Raw genomic sequence first — 14,609 nt, forward strand, 5'->3', positions numbered from 1 at the left:
GCAACCGACCCTTTAAGTCAATTGTGCGTCGCCAGCCGACGGAACGATCACAGGCCGGCGTAAGGGTCCGCCAGCGCCGCTTCGGGTCGGCTGATAGGATACTTAGTTCCCGAGATCTTCGCGGCCAGCTTTTCAGCGCCGTTTTTCTCAAGAAGCGCCCGGAAGCTCGGATGCATGCCGCCATCGACATAGGCGTTGATGGGCGCCGACGTCTGATTGGCCATCATGCCAGCGAGCTTCGCGTCCTCCGATCGCAGCCGCGCCACCAGTCCGGCATCGGGCGCGGAGATCGCCGCCGGGCAGGCGGCAAGCGGGTCGGACGGTTCGCCATCGGCAAAATCGGTGTTGAAGACGTAGCGGCGGCCACATGCCGCAACCTTCGGCTGGCGCTTCGTCGCCTCGAAGATGTCGTAGCCCTGCTTGATGTTCTTCCAGAAATCGAAGTTCGGGTCGCCGCGGTGCTTGGCCATGTTCTCCGCCGTCATGCGGAAGGGATAGGCCTGCACCTGGAACGTGCCCTGGCCGCCGGCGAGCGCGCGCTGCACCACGGCATAGATTTCGCCGACGCCCTGGTCGGTCATGGCGTAGCAGCCGGACGACGAACAGGCGCCGTGCACCATCAGCGCCTCACCGGTGTAGCCGAGCGCCGATTCCAGCCGGTTCGGGTAGCCGAGGTTAAACGACAGGAAATATTGCGATTTCGGGTTCAGCATGCCGGCCGAGACGTGGTAGAAACCTTCCGGCGCCTGGCGATCGCCCGACTTCGTCTTCGGGCCGAGCTTTCCCGACCAGCGGCACATGGGGTAGCTCTTCAACAGGGCGTACTGTCCCTGCTTGTTCTGCTTCCAGACCTCGAGTTCGCTTTCCTGCTTGAAGATGCGGATCAGCACCGGGCTTTCCGGCTTGCTGCCGTTCTTTGCCATCGCGGCGATCAGCTTCGCCGGGATCGGCGGCGGCTCGCGCACGTCGTCGGCGTCGAGCGCCATGCAGCCGGACAGCGCCAGAGCCATCGCGCCGATCGCCAGGGCGTGCCGCATCCGACGCAGCTGCGCGAATATCCCGCCGGCCTGGAGTGTCTCGGAAGAAGGGCTCTTGATCGTCTCGCGCCGCATGCGGGCTCCTGGAAATGCTTCCGCCACCAAGCGTCCTTCGTGTGGCGCGGGTGCCGACCCGAAGCGTTCGACGCAGTTCGGTTCAGCCTTGAGTTCAGCGATTAAGCGGTGACAGCCCTGGCTGCAAGCCTTTGTCCCTGGCGCTCGCGATCAAAAATTCTTGAACGCGCGCTGCCATAGCTGACCGCCGATTGGGTCGATGTTGAGACAAGATGGTGAATTTTTTCTCAACGCGGGCGCCGGAAAAGTCCCGATGCGTCAGTCCCGCGGCTCACTGCCGGGCGCATAGACGGTCTTCTGCTTGAAGGCAAAGACGTTGCCGCAGCGGCAGCGCACCATGTGCTTGGCGGGGTCGGGAGAGGTGCGTTCAGTCGAGAAGCCCTTGGGCATCACGTCGATGGTAAAGCCGCGATTGCTGCCCTTGCCTTTGTCGTTTTCCGACGCTTCGGCGAAGCCGGCGGCTCCGCATTTGGCGCATTCCAGCTTTCTCGAATACCGATCCCGCGATGCCATGTTCAATCACACTCGATAGCGCTGCCACATCCGGATGGCGGGCGGCGGCGCTTGGTTGCCCGAAACACCGAACTATAGGAGGCCGTCCGTCGTTTCAAGTTTGCCGGTGACGGGTTTTGGCGGCAACGCCTAACGATAGCCGGTTGCGTCGGCCGGCTTGTTCGCCTCCATCACCTCGCGCATGTAGCGCCAGCAATCGGGCCGCGAGCCGTCGAGATCGGAAAACCCGTAGACCTGCGCCAGCCCGCCGCTCGACAGCGACTGGCCGTTCCAGCGGGCCTTGTCCGGATCGGCCGCGAGCGCCGCAATGGCGCGACCGACGAAGCGCGGCGTTTCCGAAATGACGAAATGCGGCTGGTTTTTCGTGGCGTCGTGCCAGTTGTCTTCCCCGACCTCGAAATGTTCGAGCATCATCTCCGAGCGCATCCACCCGGGCGTGATCGAAACCGCGGTGGCGCCGTGCGGCGAAAGGTCCTTGGCGTGAGCCCAGGCCATGCGGTTGGCCGAAACCTTGGCGAGATCGTAGAAAGGCGACAGCCGGTAGTTCTCGGCATTGTATTCGGCGGTGCCGTCGGTCACCTCGACCAAGAGGCCGCCGGGTTTCTCGATCATCAGCGGCAGGGCGTAGTGGGCGGTGATCAGGTGGGTATCGACACCCAGATGCAGAAGCTTCAGCCCGTTTTCGAGATTGTGCTCCCAGACCGGCTTGTTCCACTCGAACAGCAACTCTCCGCCCCAGACGTCGTTGACGAGGATGTCGAGCCGTCCCTGTTCATTGCGGATGCGCTCGACGAGCGCCTTGACCTGCTCCGGTTGCAGATGGTCGACTTGGACGGGAATGCCCTTGCCGCCGAGGCTGGTAACGATCTCGGCGGTTTCCTCGATCGTTTCGGGACGCCTGTAGTCGGACTGCTGTTGCCGCGTCGTACGACCGGTCACGTAAACGGTGGCGCCGGCGGCGCCCAGTTCGGTCGCGATGCCGCGCCCGCCGCCGCGGGTCGCGCCAGCGACGAGTGCGACTTTGCCTTCTAGCGTCATGATTTTTCTCCTTCATGGACGATTGCCAACTGGCGTTTCCCGGCTCGTATGATATATAAATGATTGTTCGGTTATAAATGAGAGTCAAGATGCCTCGCCCAAAAACCATGCCAGACGAAGAGGTGCTGGCCGCCGCCTTCACATTGATGCGGGCCGATGGTCCCGATGGCCTGACCTTCGCGGCGCTGGCCGCGCGCACGGGCCTTTCCGGCGCAACGCTGGTGCAGCGCTTTGAAAACAAGGCAAAGCTGATCCAGCGGGCGCTCAGCCAGGCCTGGGACGGGCTGGACGGGCAGACGGCGGAGCTGATGGCGAGCGTACCGCGGACGCCGGAGGGCGCCATCGCGCTGCTCGTCGGGCTCTCGGGCGATTATGGCGGTATCGACAGCTATGCCGACGACCTCAGGATTCTGCGGGAAGACCTGCGCGATCCGTTGCTCCGTGCCCGCGGCGCAAAGTGGCGCGACGTGCTCTCGGGCGTGCTCGACGAATGCCTCGCCGGCCTTCCCGCTGCGAGCCCGGGGCTCGGTCTGCTGATGGCGTCGCAATGGCAGGGATCCTTGCTCTGGTGGAGCTTCGACCCGCAGGTGCCGGTCACGGCCTTTGTCGAGCAGAGCCTGACGCGCTTCGTCGAAGCCTTTGCGAGACGGCCGGCAGGCTGACAACTGCGGCAGTGGCGTGCTCACCGGTCTGTCAAATCGCCGTGAGATGGCCGTGCGGTGGATGACGGCGGCGCAAGCTGGTCTTAGATGCTGATCCATGATCAGATTTGTCGCAGTCCTCGTTGCCCGCATCGCCACTTTGGCACTCGTCGTCTCGACGCTTGTCGCCTTGCCGGTCGCGGCTCAGACGCCATCGCCGATTTCGGCCTTGCTGGACGAACTGGCCTCACGGTCAGAGCTTGATCCCCTGAAGACCGTGATCGTCGCCCGCGACGGCAAGATCGTCGCCGAGCGTGGTTACGGCCGCAACCGCGTGACGGACTCGACCAACATCAAGTCGGCCTCGAAATCGATTATCTCGGCGCTGGTCGGCATCGCCATCGACAAGGGGCTGCTCGACGGGCCGGATCAGAAGGTCGCGCCGATCCTGAAGGCGGACCTGCCGGCCTCCCCGGATCCGCGCATCAACGACATCACCGTCGGTCACTTGCTTTCGATGCAGGCGGGACTTGGCCGTCTCTCGGGGCCGAACTACGGTCGATGGGTCGCCAGCCGCAATTGGGTGCGCTCCGCGCTCGCCCAGCCCTTCGACGACGATCCGGGCGGCGAGATGCTCTATTCCACCGCCTCCACCCATCTGCTTTCGGCGATCCTGACGAAGGTCAGCGGCAAGTCGACCCTGACGTTGGCGCGCGAGTGGCTGGGGCCGCTCGAAGGCTTCCGCATCGGGGCCTGGGATCGCGATCCGCAAGGCATTTACCTCGGCGGCAACCAGATGGCGATGAGCCCGCGCTCGCTGCTGGCCTTCGGTGAACTCTATCGCAATGGTGGCCGCACCGCGTCAGGCCAGCAACTGGTCTCGACAGGGTGGATCGCGGCCTCCTGGCAGCATCGCACCAATTCGCGCTTCTCCGGCGACGAATACGGCTATGGCTGGTTCGAGCGCCAGATCGCCGGCGAGGAGGTGCATTTCGCCTGGGGCTATGGCGGCCAGATGCTCTACATCATCCCGAGCCTCGATCTGACCGTGGTGATGACCTCGGCCGAAAGCGGACCGTCGGCCCGCAACGGCTACCGCGACGCGCTGCATCTGGTGCTCGGCGAGATCATCACGAAGGTGAAAGCCGAACCGGAAACGGATGGGTGACGAGGCGTCGGCCGCGCTGGCTCGACGCTGATCTGCGTCAGGCCAGCAACGGTTCCACGATGCCGAGCAGGCATTCGATCGCAGCTTCATCTCTTCGCGCGTCCTCGGACGCTTCGAATTCCGCGAGTTCGATGCCGGCGATCTGTTCCTTCGGGATCGCCGCGAAGATGGCGCGCAGGGTCCGCGGATAAAGGCCGTCGCCGATGGCATAGGCGGCCGGCACATGGTTCGGCTCGAGCACGTCCCAATCGACATGGATCCAGACCGGCGCATCGCCGATCAACGAAAGAATGGCCTCCGGCGTCGCTTCCGCGGGCGATACGATGCGCACGCCCGCCTGCTGCAACAGATCCATCTCCGCGGGATCGATGTCGCGCGCGCCGACGATGACAACCTGTTTCGGGTCCAGCCCGCTGCCGTGGCCGCTTTCCCAAAGCCCGCAGGCGGCGGCCAGCACCATGCCGCCGAGATAGCCGCTTTCGGTTGTCTGCGGCGTGTTGAAATCGCCATGGGCGTCGATCCAGAGCAACACCGCGTCGGCGCGTTCCCGCGCGACGACAGGCAGTGTCGCAAGGCTGGCGGAGCAGGTATTGGCGATGAGAAGCGGTTTGTCGCCACGTTGCAGTGTTGCGGCAATCGCCGCCTGCAAGCCGGCCAGGGTCTCCCCGGCCTCGGGCAGGCTTGCCGACCAATCGTCTTCCTTCGCCGGCGACGGAATGCCGATAGTGATCGGCTGCAGCCCGGTGCGCTTGCCCAGAGCTTCTGCCGTCAGGGCCGCCCCGGGGATGGCGCCAGGCGTTCTGTCGGCGATGCGTCCCTGGGAGACGACGAGTTCGTAGGGTACGGGCATTCTCCTTGCATTTTCTTCGGGCGTTTACGCCGGCCTTTTCGCGCGCCGCGAGGCCGCCTGTTCGGGCGTTTTTGGGCAAATGTGTTGGGATTGGCCTGAAAGGAAGCCTCGAAGAATCGATATATCTGTTTGGATATATCGAGTTCGCGCCGCGGTCGCAATTTCATTGGGGCGAGCGTTGATGCGATTGCTGCGCACGGGGCGCCGCGATCGCCAAAGTTGCCCGGCGGTTTGGCGCGGCGCGGTATGCTGCCGAAATTTCAGAGATGAGGGGGCGCTTGCCGCAATTTGTGTCGCGGCAAGCGATTTCACTTGGATCGCCGACCGCGGCGGTTAGCCGCCAAAGCCTTCGATGACGATCTTGCCCTTGGCGGCCCCGGTCTCGATACGGCGATGCGCTTCGCGCAGGTTTTCCGCATTGATCGGCGAGAGCACCTCGGCAAGCGTCGTCTTCAGCCGTCCGGCGTCGATCTCGTCGGCGACGAAGCTGAGCAGACGATGCTGCTCGATCATGTCGGGCGTCTGGTGCATCGGGCGGGCGAACATGAACTCCCAATGCAGGCTCGCCGCCTTGGTCTTCATGCCGGCCATCGGCATCGGCACGTCGGTGTTGTCGATCGAGACGATGCCGCCTTGCGGCCGGATCAACTCGACGGCGTCGTCCCAGTGGCGCATGTCGTTGAAGATGGCGATGTGATCGACATGGGTAAAGCCGAGCGCCCGGACCTGCGCGACCAGCGGTTCACGATGGCTGACCACGTGGTCGGCGCCGAGCTCCTTGACCCAGGCGATGGTTTCCGGCCGCGATGCGGTGGCGATGACGGTGAGGCCGGCGCGCTTTGCCAGTTGGATGCCGATCGAGCCGACGCCGCCGGCGCCGCCGACGATGAGGATCGACTGTCCTCGGTCGGCGCCGTCCCGGTCGATGCCGAGCCGGTCGAAGAAGGCCTCGTAGGCGGTGATCGTCGTCAATGGCAGGGCGGCCGCTTCCGCAAAGGACAGGTTCTTCGGCTTGCGCCCGACGATGCGCTCGTCGACCAGTTGATACTGCTGGTTGGATCCCGACCGCGTCAGGTCGCCGGCGTAGTAGACGGCGTCGCCAGGCCGGAACAGCGTCACGTCAGGACCGACGGCCTCGACGATGCCGCTTGCGTCCCAGCCGAGCACGCGCGGGGTTTCCTCGACCTTGTCCTTAGGGGCGCGCATCTTCACGTCGACGGGATTGACCGCGACGGCGTGGACCGCGACCAGGATGTCGTGCCCCTTGGGTTCCGGCTTCGAGAGCTCGACATCGACGAAACTCTCCGGGTCGGAAACCGGGAGATAGCGGGTGAGGGCGACAGCTTTCATGAGTTGCTCCTTTGTGGGCTGAAGAGGTGTGATTGCCGCGGTCATGCCACGCGCTCGAGTGTCGGATAGCTAGAGTAGCCTTCGGCGCTACCGCCGAAAAGCGTGGCCCCGTCGAAGGTTGCGAGCGGCAGCCCGTCTTTCAGCCGGCGCGGCAGGTCCGGATTGGCGATGAACGGGCGGCCGAAGGCGACGATGTCGGCAAGACCGGCGGCAAGGATCGCCTCGGCCTTGTTACGATCATAGCGGCCGGCGACGATGATGCGGCCGGAATAGGCGGCGCGCAGTTCGCGGCGGAAGTCGTCGGGGATAACGGGCGCATCATCCCAATCGGCTTCCACCAGATGGATATAGGCAAGGCCGACGCGGTCGATTTCACGCGCGGCTTTCAGGATCGTCGGGATGATCTCGTCGTCCTCCATGTTGCGCTGGGTGATATAGGGCGAAAGCCGGATGCCGACGCGGGAGGCGCCGATCTCGCCTGCAACCGCCTCGGCGACCTCGACCAGGAAGCGGATGCGGTTCTCGGCCGGGCCGCCATAGCGGTCGTCGCGTCGGTTGGACGAGCGGCGCAGGAACTGGTCGATCAGGTAGCCGTTGGCGCCATGGATCTCGACGCCGTCAAAACCGGCTTCGATGGCGTTTGCTGCCGCCTGGCGGAAATCCTCGATGATGCCGGCGATCTCGCTCAGCGCCAAGGCGCGCGGCACGGGGCTGTCGACCATCGCGCCGATGCCGGTTTCCGGATCGGCCACCCACACCTTTGCGTCCGGTGAAATCGCGGACGGTGCGACCGGGCTGGCGCCGTCGTGGAAACTCTCATGGCTCATGCGGCCGACATGCCAGAGCTGCAGCACGATGCGGCCTCCGGCCCGGTGCACGGCGTCGGTGACGAGCCGCCAGCCGGCGATCTGCTCGGAAGAGTGGATGCCGGGCGTAAACGAGTAGCCCTGGCCCTGCGCCGAGATCTGGGTGGCCTCGGTGACGATGAGCCCGGCCGAGGCGCGCTGGGCATAGTACTCGGCCATCAGGGCGTTGGGCACGTTGCCCGGCTGGCTGCTGCGCGCCCGCGTCATCGGCGCAAGCGCAATACGGTTGGGCAGGGTCAGCGATCCGAGCGAGATCGGAGAAAAGAGCGATGGCATGGTGAGATCCTTGGTGAGGGGCGGTCGCCGAGCAACCGGGCAAAGTGTGGGGAGGCGCGTCAGTTGATCAGCGCGCCGCCTTCGATGTCGATCACCGAGCCGGTGACGAAGGGGTTGTCGATGGCGAAGAGATAGCCGCTGGCGATATCTTCGGGTTGCCCGGCGCGGCCGGCAGGGAGGGTCGCTGCAGCGCGATCGAACATCGCGTCGCGCGCCTCGCCGGCCATGCCGGCATAGGCTTCCGTCCGCGTCAGGCCGGGGCTGACGACATTCACCCGCAGCGGCGCCAATTCCTTGGCCATGACCTTGGCGGTCGCTTCGAGCGCCGCGTTCATCGCCGTCTTGACGAAGGTGCCGGGGACCGTTCGGCGGGCGAGGAAACCCGAGGTGAAGGTGATCGTACCGCCGGCGCGCATGTATCGGGCAGCCTCCCGGGCGAGCACGACCGATCCCCAGAACTTGACGTCGAAGGCAGCCTTGGCGGCATCGAGATCGACATCGCTCACCTTGCCGCCGGGCGCGGCGGAGCCGGCGGTCATGATCAGGTGGTCGATCGGCCCGAGCCTGCGGAAATAGGCAGCCACTGCTGCGGTATCGGCAAGATCGAGACCGGTGGCGCGGCTGGCGATCTCCACCCGGCCCGGGCGTTTCGCAAGTGCCTTGGCGACGGCCGCGCCGATGCCGCTGGTGCCGCCGATGACGACGGAGACGGTGGTGTCAGTGAAGGTCATGGTCATTCTCCGGGGGGAAGGGTGGGAACGGGTTCGGAAAAGACGGCTTCAAGCAGCGGTCCGCCGGGTGCGCGCAGGAACAGCCGGCGCTCGCCGATATCGGCAAGGTCCATGGTAGAATAGGGAATGGCGAGCCGGTCGAGCCTGGCGCGAAAGGCGGCGTAGCCTTCGAGCCGAAAGCCGACATGGTCGATGGCTTCGGGCGCCCACGCGAAGCCAATGCCTCGGCTGCCGATGATGTGCACGATCGGCTTGCCTTCGGCATAGAGCCAGCAGCCGGGGATGTTTCGGATCGCAGCCGGACGTTCGCCGATGGTGAGATCGAAGACCGTTTCGAAGAACGCGCGCGTTCCATCGATATCGGCAGTACGAATGGTGACATGGTCGAGCTGCATCACGCGTCTCCTTTCGCTTTGGAATTTAGCGCTTGCGGTGCATCCGGATAATTGGCTTAGTTCCAAAATTATATTTCGGAGAAATCGAAAGATGTTGCTCGACAATCTGGCACTGTTCCTTCTGATCGTCGAAAAGGGCGGGCTTTCCGCCGCCGGTCGCGAGAAGGGGTTGTCGCCAGCCTCGGTGTCCGAGCGGTTGGCTGCGCTGGAAGCGCACTATGGCGCTGCACTTCTGAAACGGACGACGCGGGCGATCAGCCTGACTGAGGAGGGGCGCCTGCTGGTGGACGGAGCCCGCCGGTTGCTGGCGGAGGCCGACGAACTGGAAAGCGGCATCCGTTCGGGCACGCGCACGATCTCCGGACCGATCCGGCTGAGTGCGCCTGAGGATATGGGGCGGCGCTATATCGTGCCGATCCTCGACCGATTTCTCGCCGAGCACCCCGACGTGACGGTCGATCTCAATCTCACCGACGGGTACCTCGACCTGGTCGGCCAGGGCATGGATTTTGCAATCCGCCACGGCGTGCTTGCCGACAGCACGCTGCGGTCTCGGCCGCTCGGGGAGAACCGACGCGTGGTGTGCGCGGCGCCGGCCTATCTCGATGCCGTGGGGAGACCGGAGCACCCCGACGATCTCTCCCGCCACAACTGCATCATCATGCGCTTCGGCGCCAATCTCGATCGCGAATGGGCCTTTCAGGTGGACGGCAAGCCGCACAGGGTGATGGTGCGCGGCCGGCGCGTCGCCAATGACGGCGGGCTGGTGGCGCAGTGGTGCCGCGAGGGCCATGGCATCGCGCTCAAGTCCGTCTGGGACATCGCCGAGGATCTGGCGTCCGGTGCCCTCATCGAACTGCTGTCCGAATTTGCGGTCGGCGAGACCGGGCTCCAGATCGTCTATCCGCCGCTGAGCGTGCAGCCGCGGCGGGTGCGGCTATTGATCGAGCGGATTGCTTCGGAACTGAGCGCCGTCGAGCATACGGCAAAACGTGCCTAGACCGGCCGGTTGCTGGATCGCCGAGCGTTTCGGCTAATCGGCCTTCTTCCTCTGCGTGGCCGGGGTTTCGCCGGTTGCGGTGCAGGTGATGGCGATCCTGTTGCGGCAGCCGAAGACGCGGCCGCTGCTGGCTTGATGTCCTCAGCGCTGGATCACACGTAGGTAGAGGATCGGCTGCCCGTCGCGAACGAGGGCGACGCCCTCATTGCCATGGAGCACGCCCCGGTGCCTGCTGCGGCACAACCACAAGGAATCCCCAGCCGCCATCGCGTCCAGCAGCGGTGAGAGCAGGACGTGCGGGGCGGGAACCCGCTCCAAGAATTTCGGGGCGCCGAATTCGCACTCAATCTTCTGGGCGATCCAGTCGCCGGAGCCTTCTGGCGTGGTTTCCCGCACCAGTTCGACGTCGTCCGGGTCGCAATCCAGTCTGGTCATGTCACTGCTGCTTCCGAAGGTTTGCGATCTGAGACGACCCTATTCGACGACTTTTTGTTCTGGAACTGCCGGCGATAGCTCGCCGGCGAAATGGAAAACGCCCGGGTGAAATGCTGGCGGAGCGAGACGGTGGAGCCGAAGCCGGCCATGCCTGCGATGTGATCGACGGAACAGGAACCGGTCTCGAGCAGGCGCTGCGCCACCGCGAGACGCTGCGCCAGCAGCCATTGCGTGAAGGTCGTTCCGGTCTTCTTGCGGAAGTGACGGGTGAAGCTGCGCAGACTCATGCCGGCGTGATCGGCGAGGCGCTCGAGCGCCAGTGGCTCGTCGAGATGTTCGATGGCCCAGGCGATTGTTGCTCCGAGCGGGTCGCCGCTGCCGGGGGCGGGGAGCGGCGCTTCGATGTATTGCGCCTGGTCGCCCTGGCGATGCGGCGCCACGACCAGCCGGCGGGCGACGCGGTTGGCGATCTCGGCACCATGGTCGTTGCGCACGATGTGCAGACAGCAGTCGATCGCGGCAGCGGTTCCGGCCGACGTCAGGACGTCGCCCTCGTCGAGGTAGAGCGCGTTCCGATTGAGCGCGACTTGCGGGTACGCGCGCTCGAATTCATCGGCCCAGGCCCAGTGCGTCGAGGCCGCCCGCCCGTCGAGCAGGCCGGCTTCGGCCAGCACGAAGGTGCCGAGGCAGAGACCGACAAGCCGGGCGCCACGGGCGTGGGCGGCGCGCAGGGCCTCAAGCAGCCTTTGCGACGGACGGGTGTTCGGATCTTTCCAGGCAGGCACGATGATCGTATCCGCCTCAGCGAGGCGCGCGAGATCGTGCTCCACCGCGATGCTGAAGCCCGACATGGTGCGGATGGAACCGGTCTCCTCTCCGGCAATCAGCAGGCGGTAACGCGGCGCGCCGAGCTTCAGGAGGTCGTCGCCGAAGACGATGCAGGGCACCGAGAGGTGAAACGGGCTGATACCCTTAAAGGCGACGATGGCGATGGTGTGCATGTCCTGGCCGATACTCATTCACTCAATTGGCTGGAACCTATCACATATTGTCGTTCAGGCCACTTTCGCGTGGAGGCCGCTTTGACGATCTTCGCGGGCGTCGAAATACGAAAGGAACCTTTGATGACACAACACCCGACCATCCGCACGATTGCCGGCGCTCCGGCGCCTAAGAGCCTCGATCCCCAGACGACGGCGCTTTTGGTGATCGATTTCCAGAACGAGTATTTTGCCGGCCGTATGCCGATCCCGGACGGCGAAAAGGTGCTTGCCAATGCAAAGCGGCTGATCGCGCGCGCCGATGCCGAGGGCATGAAGGTCTATCATGTCAAGCATGTCACGCCAGCCGGCAGCCCTGTCTTCGCCGAGGATAGTGAGACCTCTGCGTTTCACCGGGACATTCAACCGGCTGCGAACCATTCGGTGGTGCGCAAATCGTCGGTCAGCGTTTTTGCCAGCACGGATCTCAGCATCCAGTTGAAGCAGGCGGGCGTCGATACGCTCGTCATGTCAGGGCTGATGACCCATGCCTGCGTTGCCGGCGCGGCACGCGATGCCGTACCGCTCGGCTTCAGTGTCATCGTCGCTTCGGATGCCTGCGCCACGCGCGATCTCGATACGGGTGATGGCGAGGTCGTTCCGCATGCGGTGCTGCATCGCTCGTCGCTGGCGACGATCGATGACACCTTCGGCGACATCCTGACGACCGATCAGGTTCTGGCGCTGGCGCGCCGATCCTGATTGTTGGGCGTCTGCCTGGACGGGCTTTTCCGAAGGGTCGCAGTCCGGGAAATTGCTGGTCGATGTCTATTAGGCCGAACCGCGCAGCATGATCTCGGCGCTCAGGAGAATACGTTCGTCCTCGGGGAAGGCGCCGCCGTCGTCGGTGGTCTCCCCGAGCTTGAACAGCAGCAGCTCGATCGCCAGCCGGCCGATCTCGTTGTAGTTCTGCGCCACCGTCGTCAGCGGCGGGCAGGTGTAGCGTGACAGCGGGTGGTCGTCGTGGCCGGCGACCCTGATATCAGCATCGGCATCGCGGCCGACCTTGAGCCCGGATTGGAAGGCGGCGGCGATGACGCCGAAGGCGACGCGGTCGTTGGCGCAAAGCACCGTCTGGGTCGGAAAACCGCCAGAGCCGAGGATGCGCAGCGTCTCGTCGAAGCCGAATTTTTCAAAATCCCAGGCGGCGTTTGGTGTGGTTTTGACCAGCGCCGGCTCCATCTTCAGCTGCTGCATCGCCTCCAGATAGGCGTCGCGCCGGGCGATCGCGTTGTTGTTGACCGGTGGCATGCCGAAGTAGCAGGGCGCGCTGCCGGAACGGCAGAGATAATCGACCATCAGGCGGAAGCTCTGGCGGTTGTCGGTGCCGACGAAGGAGGAGCTGTCGTCGAGCGGCGAGTCCACGTAGATCAGCGGAATGCTGGCGCCGAGCGTTGTCAGCGTCTTGTGGTGCGATTGCACGCCGAGCGGGGCGATGATGGCGCCGGCGACGTTCATCGACTTGAAAGTCTCGATCGCCCGCTCCTCCATCTCCGGCCGCCCGTCGGAGGAGAGCACGAAGGCGAGGAAACCCGCCTGGTTGGCGATGTGCTCGATCCGGCGCGTCAGCGCCATGTAAAAGGGGTCGGTCGAGTTCGGAACGATGACGCCGAGGATGTTGGTGCGGCGGCGGTTCAGGTTGACGGCGAAGATGTTCGGGCGAAAACCCGACTGCTTGATCGCCGCCTCGATGGCATCGCGGGTCTTCTTGCGAACCGAGCCTGGATCATTGAAGTATTTTGAGACCGTCGGGCGCGACAGGCCGACGAACTCCGAAAAATCCTCCATGGTCTTGATCTGTCTGTCCACGGTCGCTGTGCCCCATATTGTTTTGATTTCGTTTATAGGTTCATTTCGAGGGGATAGGCAGTACCGGCTCGCAAATATTCACCGAACATCCGACCTGCCGCTAAGCGCGACAGGCCACAAAGTAATCCTTGAGAACCCGGTCGACGGCAGCAAGTGCCAACGGTTTTGCTTGAGCGGCCACCTTGCCGTCGCGCACTCGCTCGTAACTGCCGGGGAGATACTGGCTGATCAGCGTTTCCGGGATCGTCACGCCGTCGAGTAGTGCCAGAAGTTCTTCGACCGCTGCTGCGACCTTCGGATGCGGCCAGTAATAGCGGATGCGGTCGCTATAGGAAAAATGCCGCTGCAGCCGCTGAGCTTCCGCCGAGCCGTGGTAATACTTGCCCCAGTTGGCCGGCTCCTCGCGCATCACGTCCTCGGTGACCGCCGCCAGCGTCTGCTTGCGGGCGTCCGGAAAGAGGAAAGCGGCGATCTGGTCGAGGCCGTAAAGCGCCTCGCGCAGCGCGAAGGTCAGGCCGGGGCCGACCTTGAGGATCGCAAAACCATCGGAGACGAGATCGCGCAGCGCTTCCGGTGTCTGGTAGTCGGTCGAATGTGCCTCGAAGACGACGCCGTCGAGCTGTTTCAGGCTGGCGCTGAGCTTGGCGGCCTTTGCCCTGTCATAGGCGATGACGTTCTCGTTGCCGAATTCGACTCCCGGCTGGACCACTGCGCCGACGACACGTCCGAAGGCGTCGGCAGCGCCGGCTTTCTCGAAAGCCTGGCGATGGATGAAAATGGTCTCGATCGCCGCGTCGGGGGCGGTGACTTCCAGCGTGTCGAGTTCTTCCAGCGCGCCGCCCGGAACCGGCACTTCCGTGCCGATGATATAGACGGGAGCGGTGTGGCTCTCGCCACGAAGGGCAGCTTCGGCGGCGGCCGCCAGACGCGCAGCACGTTCTGCGGTCATCGCATCGGGCAGAGCCACCGGCTCGCCGGCGCAGCCCATGCTGGTGTCCAGATGCAGCTTGGTGAAGCCGGCCTTCGCATAGGCCTTGATCATCGTCTCGGCCTTGTCCATCGCTTCCGCAGCCGGCAGGTGCTTCCAGGGATTGGGGCCCAGATGGTCGCCGCCGAGGATGATCTTTTCCTTGGGGAAGGCGACGCGATCGGCGATCTCGGCAACGAAGCGGGTGAAGTCGGCGGGCGTCATGCCGGTATAGCCGCCGTCCTGGTTAACCTGGTTGCAGGTCGCCTCGATCAGGAGCGCCGCGTCCTCCTTGAGTGCCCGCAGCATGGCGGCTTCGATCACCAGCGGGTGGGCCGAGCAGACGGAGGGAATGCCGCGCGGGCCGGGACGTTCCGACCAGCGGGCAATGTCGATCAGAAGGTTCTGTTGCATGGCG

At 64.5% G+C, this 14,609-nt stretch carries 16 protein-coding genes; 4 read left to right on the top strand and 12 right to left on the bottom strand.

Translation table 11 applies throughout. From position 1 onward, the window contains the following. Positions 1-47: 47 nt before the first annotated feature. The 3 genes from IB267_RS25270 to IB267_RS25280 form a co-directional block, all read right to left on the bottom strand. On the bottom strand, positions 48-1,037 hold the full coding sequence (locus tag IB267_RS25270; protein WP_192450530.1) for a murein L,D-transpeptidase family protein: 990 nt from the start codon (positions 1,035-1,037) through the stop codon (positions 48-50). A 333-nt stretch (positions 1,038-1,370) separates the two neighbouring features. After that, positions 1,371-1,625, bottom strand: coding sequence for a hypothetical protein (locus IB267_RS25275; protein ID WP_034805462.1), 255 nt, complete (start codon positions 1,623-1,625; stop codon positions 1,371-1,373). 129 nt (positions 1,626-1,754) lie between these two features. Further along, complete coding sequence (locus IB267_RS25280; RefSeq protein WP_192450165.1) at positions 1,755-2,663, bottom strand: SDR family oxidoreductase; 909 nt, start codon at positions 2,661-2,663, stop codon at positions 1,755-1,757. 89 nt (positions 2,664-2,752) lie between these two features. On the opposite strand from IB267_RS25280, the gene IB267_RS25285 reads away from it, so the two are divergent. Both IB267_RS25285 and IB267_RS25290 read left to right on the top strand, forming a co-directional pair. Then, positions 2,753-3,325, top strand: coding sequence for a TetR/AcrR family transcriptional regulator (locus IB267_RS25285; RefSeq protein WP_192450166.1), 573 nt, complete (start codon positions 2,753-2,755; stop codon positions 3,323-3,325). A 97-nt stretch (positions 3,326-3,422) separates the two neighbouring features. Continuing rightward, positions 3,423-4,472: a serine hydrolase gene (locus IB267_RS25290; protein ID WP_192450167.1), complete on the top strand. Its 1,050-nt coding sequence runs from the start codon at positions 3,423-3,425 to the stop codon at positions 4,470-4,472. 37 nt (positions 4,473-4,509) lie between these two features. On the opposite strand, the gene IB267_RS25295 is transcribed toward IB267_RS25290, so the two are convergent. The 5 genes from IB267_RS25295 to IB267_RS25315 form a co-directional block, all read right to left on the bottom strand. Next, positions 4,510-5,322, bottom strand: a complete 813-nt coding sequence (locus tag IB267_RS25295; protein WP_192450168.1) for an arginase family protein — start codon at positions 5,320-5,322, stop codon at positions 4,510-4,512. Between the two features lie 333 nt (positions 5,323-5,655). Then, positions 5,656-6,672 (bottom strand): zinc-binding alcohol dehydrogenase family protein, encoded by a 1,017-nt coding sequence (locus tag IB267_RS25300; protein WP_192450169.1) that lies wholly within the window; start codon positions 6,670-6,672, stop codon positions 5,656-5,658. A gap of 41 nt (positions 6,673-6,713) precedes the next feature. Then, complete coding sequence (locus IB267_RS25305) at positions 6,714-7,814, bottom strand: alkene reductase (protein ID WP_192450170.1); 1,101 nt, start codon at positions 7,812-7,814, stop codon at positions 6,714-6,716. Positions 7,815-7,873: 59 nt separating this feature from the next. Next, complete coding sequence (locus IB267_RS25310; RefSeq protein WP_192450171.1) at positions 7,874-8,545, bottom strand: SDR family oxidoreductase; 672 nt, start codon at positions 8,543-8,545, stop codon at positions 7,874-7,876. Between the two features lie 2 nt (positions 8,546-8,547). Further along, the gene (locus IB267_RS25315) at positions 8,548-8,940 is read right to left on the bottom strand and encodes a glyoxalase (RefSeq protein WP_192450172.1); all 393 of its coding nucleotides are present in this window, start codon (positions 8,938-8,940) and stop codon (positions 8,548-8,550) included. Between the two features lie 91 nt (positions 8,941-9,031). Here IB267_RS25315 and IB267_RS25320 point away from each other — a divergent pair, with 91 nt between their 5' ends. Beyond that, entirely contained in the window at positions 9,032-9,940 is a 909-nt protein-coding gene (locus IB267_RS25320) for a LysR family transcriptional regulator (RefSeq protein WP_192450173.1), read from the top strand. 141 nt (positions 9,941-10,081) lie between these two features. On the opposite strand, the gene IB267_RS25325 is transcribed toward IB267_RS25320, so the two are convergent. Then, complete coding sequence (locus IB267_RS25325; protein WP_192450174.1) at positions 10,082-10,375, bottom strand: hypothetical protein; 294 nt, start codon at positions 10,373-10,375, stop codon at positions 10,082-10,084. Beyond that, on the bottom strand, positions 10,372-11,394 hold the full coding sequence (locus IB267_RS25330; protein ID WP_246810836.1) for a GlxA family transcriptional regulator: 1,023 nt from the start codon (positions 11,392-11,394) through the stop codon (positions 10,372-10,374). The genes IB267_RS25325 and IB267_RS25330 overlap by 4 nt, the downstream gene beginning before the upstream one ends. Before the next feature lie 105 nt (positions 11,395-11,499). Between IB267_RS25330 and IB267_RS25335 the strand changes: the two genes are divergently transcribed. After that, positions 11,500-12,117, top strand: coding sequence for an isochorismatase family protein (locus tag IB267_RS25335; RefSeq protein ID WP_192450175.1), 618 nt, complete (start codon positions 11,500-11,502; stop codon positions 12,115-12,117). Between the two features lie 69 nt (positions 12,118-12,186). On the opposite strand, the gene IB267_RS25340 is transcribed toward IB267_RS25335, so the two are convergent. Continuing rightward, positions 12,187-13,203, bottom strand: a complete 1,017-nt coding sequence (locus IB267_RS25340) for a LacI family DNA-binding transcriptional regulator (RefSeq protein ID WP_192450532.1) — start codon at positions 13,201-13,203, stop codon at positions 12,187-12,189. A 121-nt stretch (positions 13,204-13,324) separates the two neighbouring features. Then, a complete protein-coding gene (locus IB267_RS25345; RefSeq protein WP_192450176.1) occupies positions 13,325-14,605 on the bottom strand; it encodes a D-tagatose-bisphosphate aldolase, class II, non-catalytic subunit in 1,281 nt (426 codons plus the stop codon). Between the last annotated feature and the right edge of the window lie 4 nt (positions 14,606-14,609).

The sequence above is a fragment of the Ensifer sp. ENS09 genome, assembly GCF_014852425.1.
Classification (GTDB): domain Bacteria; phylum Pseudomonadota; class Alphaproteobacteria; order Rhizobiales; family Rhizobiaceae; genus Ensifer.

What these genes read in the sequence shown, in the direction of transcription:
- IB267_RS25270 (WP_192450530.1), bottom strand. Translation starts at nt 1,037, where the DNA reads ATGCGGCACGCCCTGGCGATCGGCGCGATGGCTCTGGCGCTGTCCGGC.
- IB267_RS25275 (WP_034805462.1), bottom strand. Translation starts at nt 1,625, where the DNA reads ATGGCATCGCGGGATCGGTATTCGAGAAAGCTGGAATGCGCCAAATGC.
- IB267_RS25280 (WP_192450165.1), bottom strand. Translation starts at nt 2,663, where the DNA reads ATGACGCTAGAAGGCAAAGTCGCACTCGTCGCTGGCGCGACCCGCGGC.
- IB267_RS25285 (WP_192450166.1), top strand. Translation starts at nt 2,753, where the DNA reads ATGCCTCGCCCAAAAACCATGCCAGACGAAGAGGTGCTGGCCGCCGCC.
- IB267_RS25290 (WP_192450167.1), top strand. Translation starts at nt 3,423, where the DNA reads ATGATCAGATTTGTCGCAGTCCTCGTTGCCCGCATCGCCACTTTGGCA.
- IB267_RS25295 (WP_192450168.1), bottom strand. Translation starts at nt 5,322, where the DNA reads ATGCCCGTACCCTACGAACTCGTCGTCTCCCAGGGACGCATCGCCGAC.
- IB267_RS25300 (WP_192450169.1), bottom strand. Translation starts at nt 6,672, where the DNA reads ATGAAAGCTGTCGCCCTCACCCGCTATCTCCCGGTTTCCGACCCGGAG.
- IB267_RS25305 (WP_192450170.1), bottom strand. Translation starts at nt 7,814, where the DNA reads ATGCCATCGCTCTTTTCTCCGATCTCGCTCGGATCGCTGACCCTGCCC.
- IB267_RS25310 (WP_192450171.1), bottom strand. Translation starts at nt 8,545, where the DNA reads ATGACCTTCACTGACACCACCGTCTCCGTCGTCATCGGCGGCACCAGC.
- IB267_RS25315 (WP_192450172.1), bottom strand. Translation starts at nt 8,940, where the DNA reads ATGCAGCTCGACCATGTCACCATTCGTACTGCCGATATCGATGGAACG.
- IB267_RS25320 (WP_192450173.1), top strand. Translation starts at nt 9,032, where the DNA reads ATGTTGCTCGACAATCTGGCACTGTTCCTTCTGATCGTCGAAAAGGGC.
- IB267_RS25325 (WP_192450174.1), bottom strand. Translation starts at nt 10,375, where the DNA reads ATGACCAGACTGGATTGCGACCCGGACGACGTCGAACTGGTGCGGGAA.
- IB267_RS25330 (WP_246810836.1), bottom strand. Translation starts at nt 11,394, where the DNA reads ATGAGTATCGGCCAGGACATGCACACCATCGCCATCGTCGCCTTTAAG.
- IB267_RS25335 (WP_192450175.1), top strand. Translation starts at nt 11,500, where the DNA reads ATGACACAACACCCGACCATCCGCACGATTGCCGGCGCTCCGGCGCCT.
- IB267_RS25340 (WP_192450532.1), bottom strand. Translation starts at nt 13,203, where the DNA reads ATGGAGGATTTTTCGGAGTTCGTCGGCCTGTCGCGCCCGACGGTCTCA.
- IB267_RS25345 (WP_192450176.1), bottom strand. Translation starts at nt 14,605, where the DNA reads ATGCAACAGAACCTTCTGATCGACATTGCCCGCTGGTCGGAACGTCCC.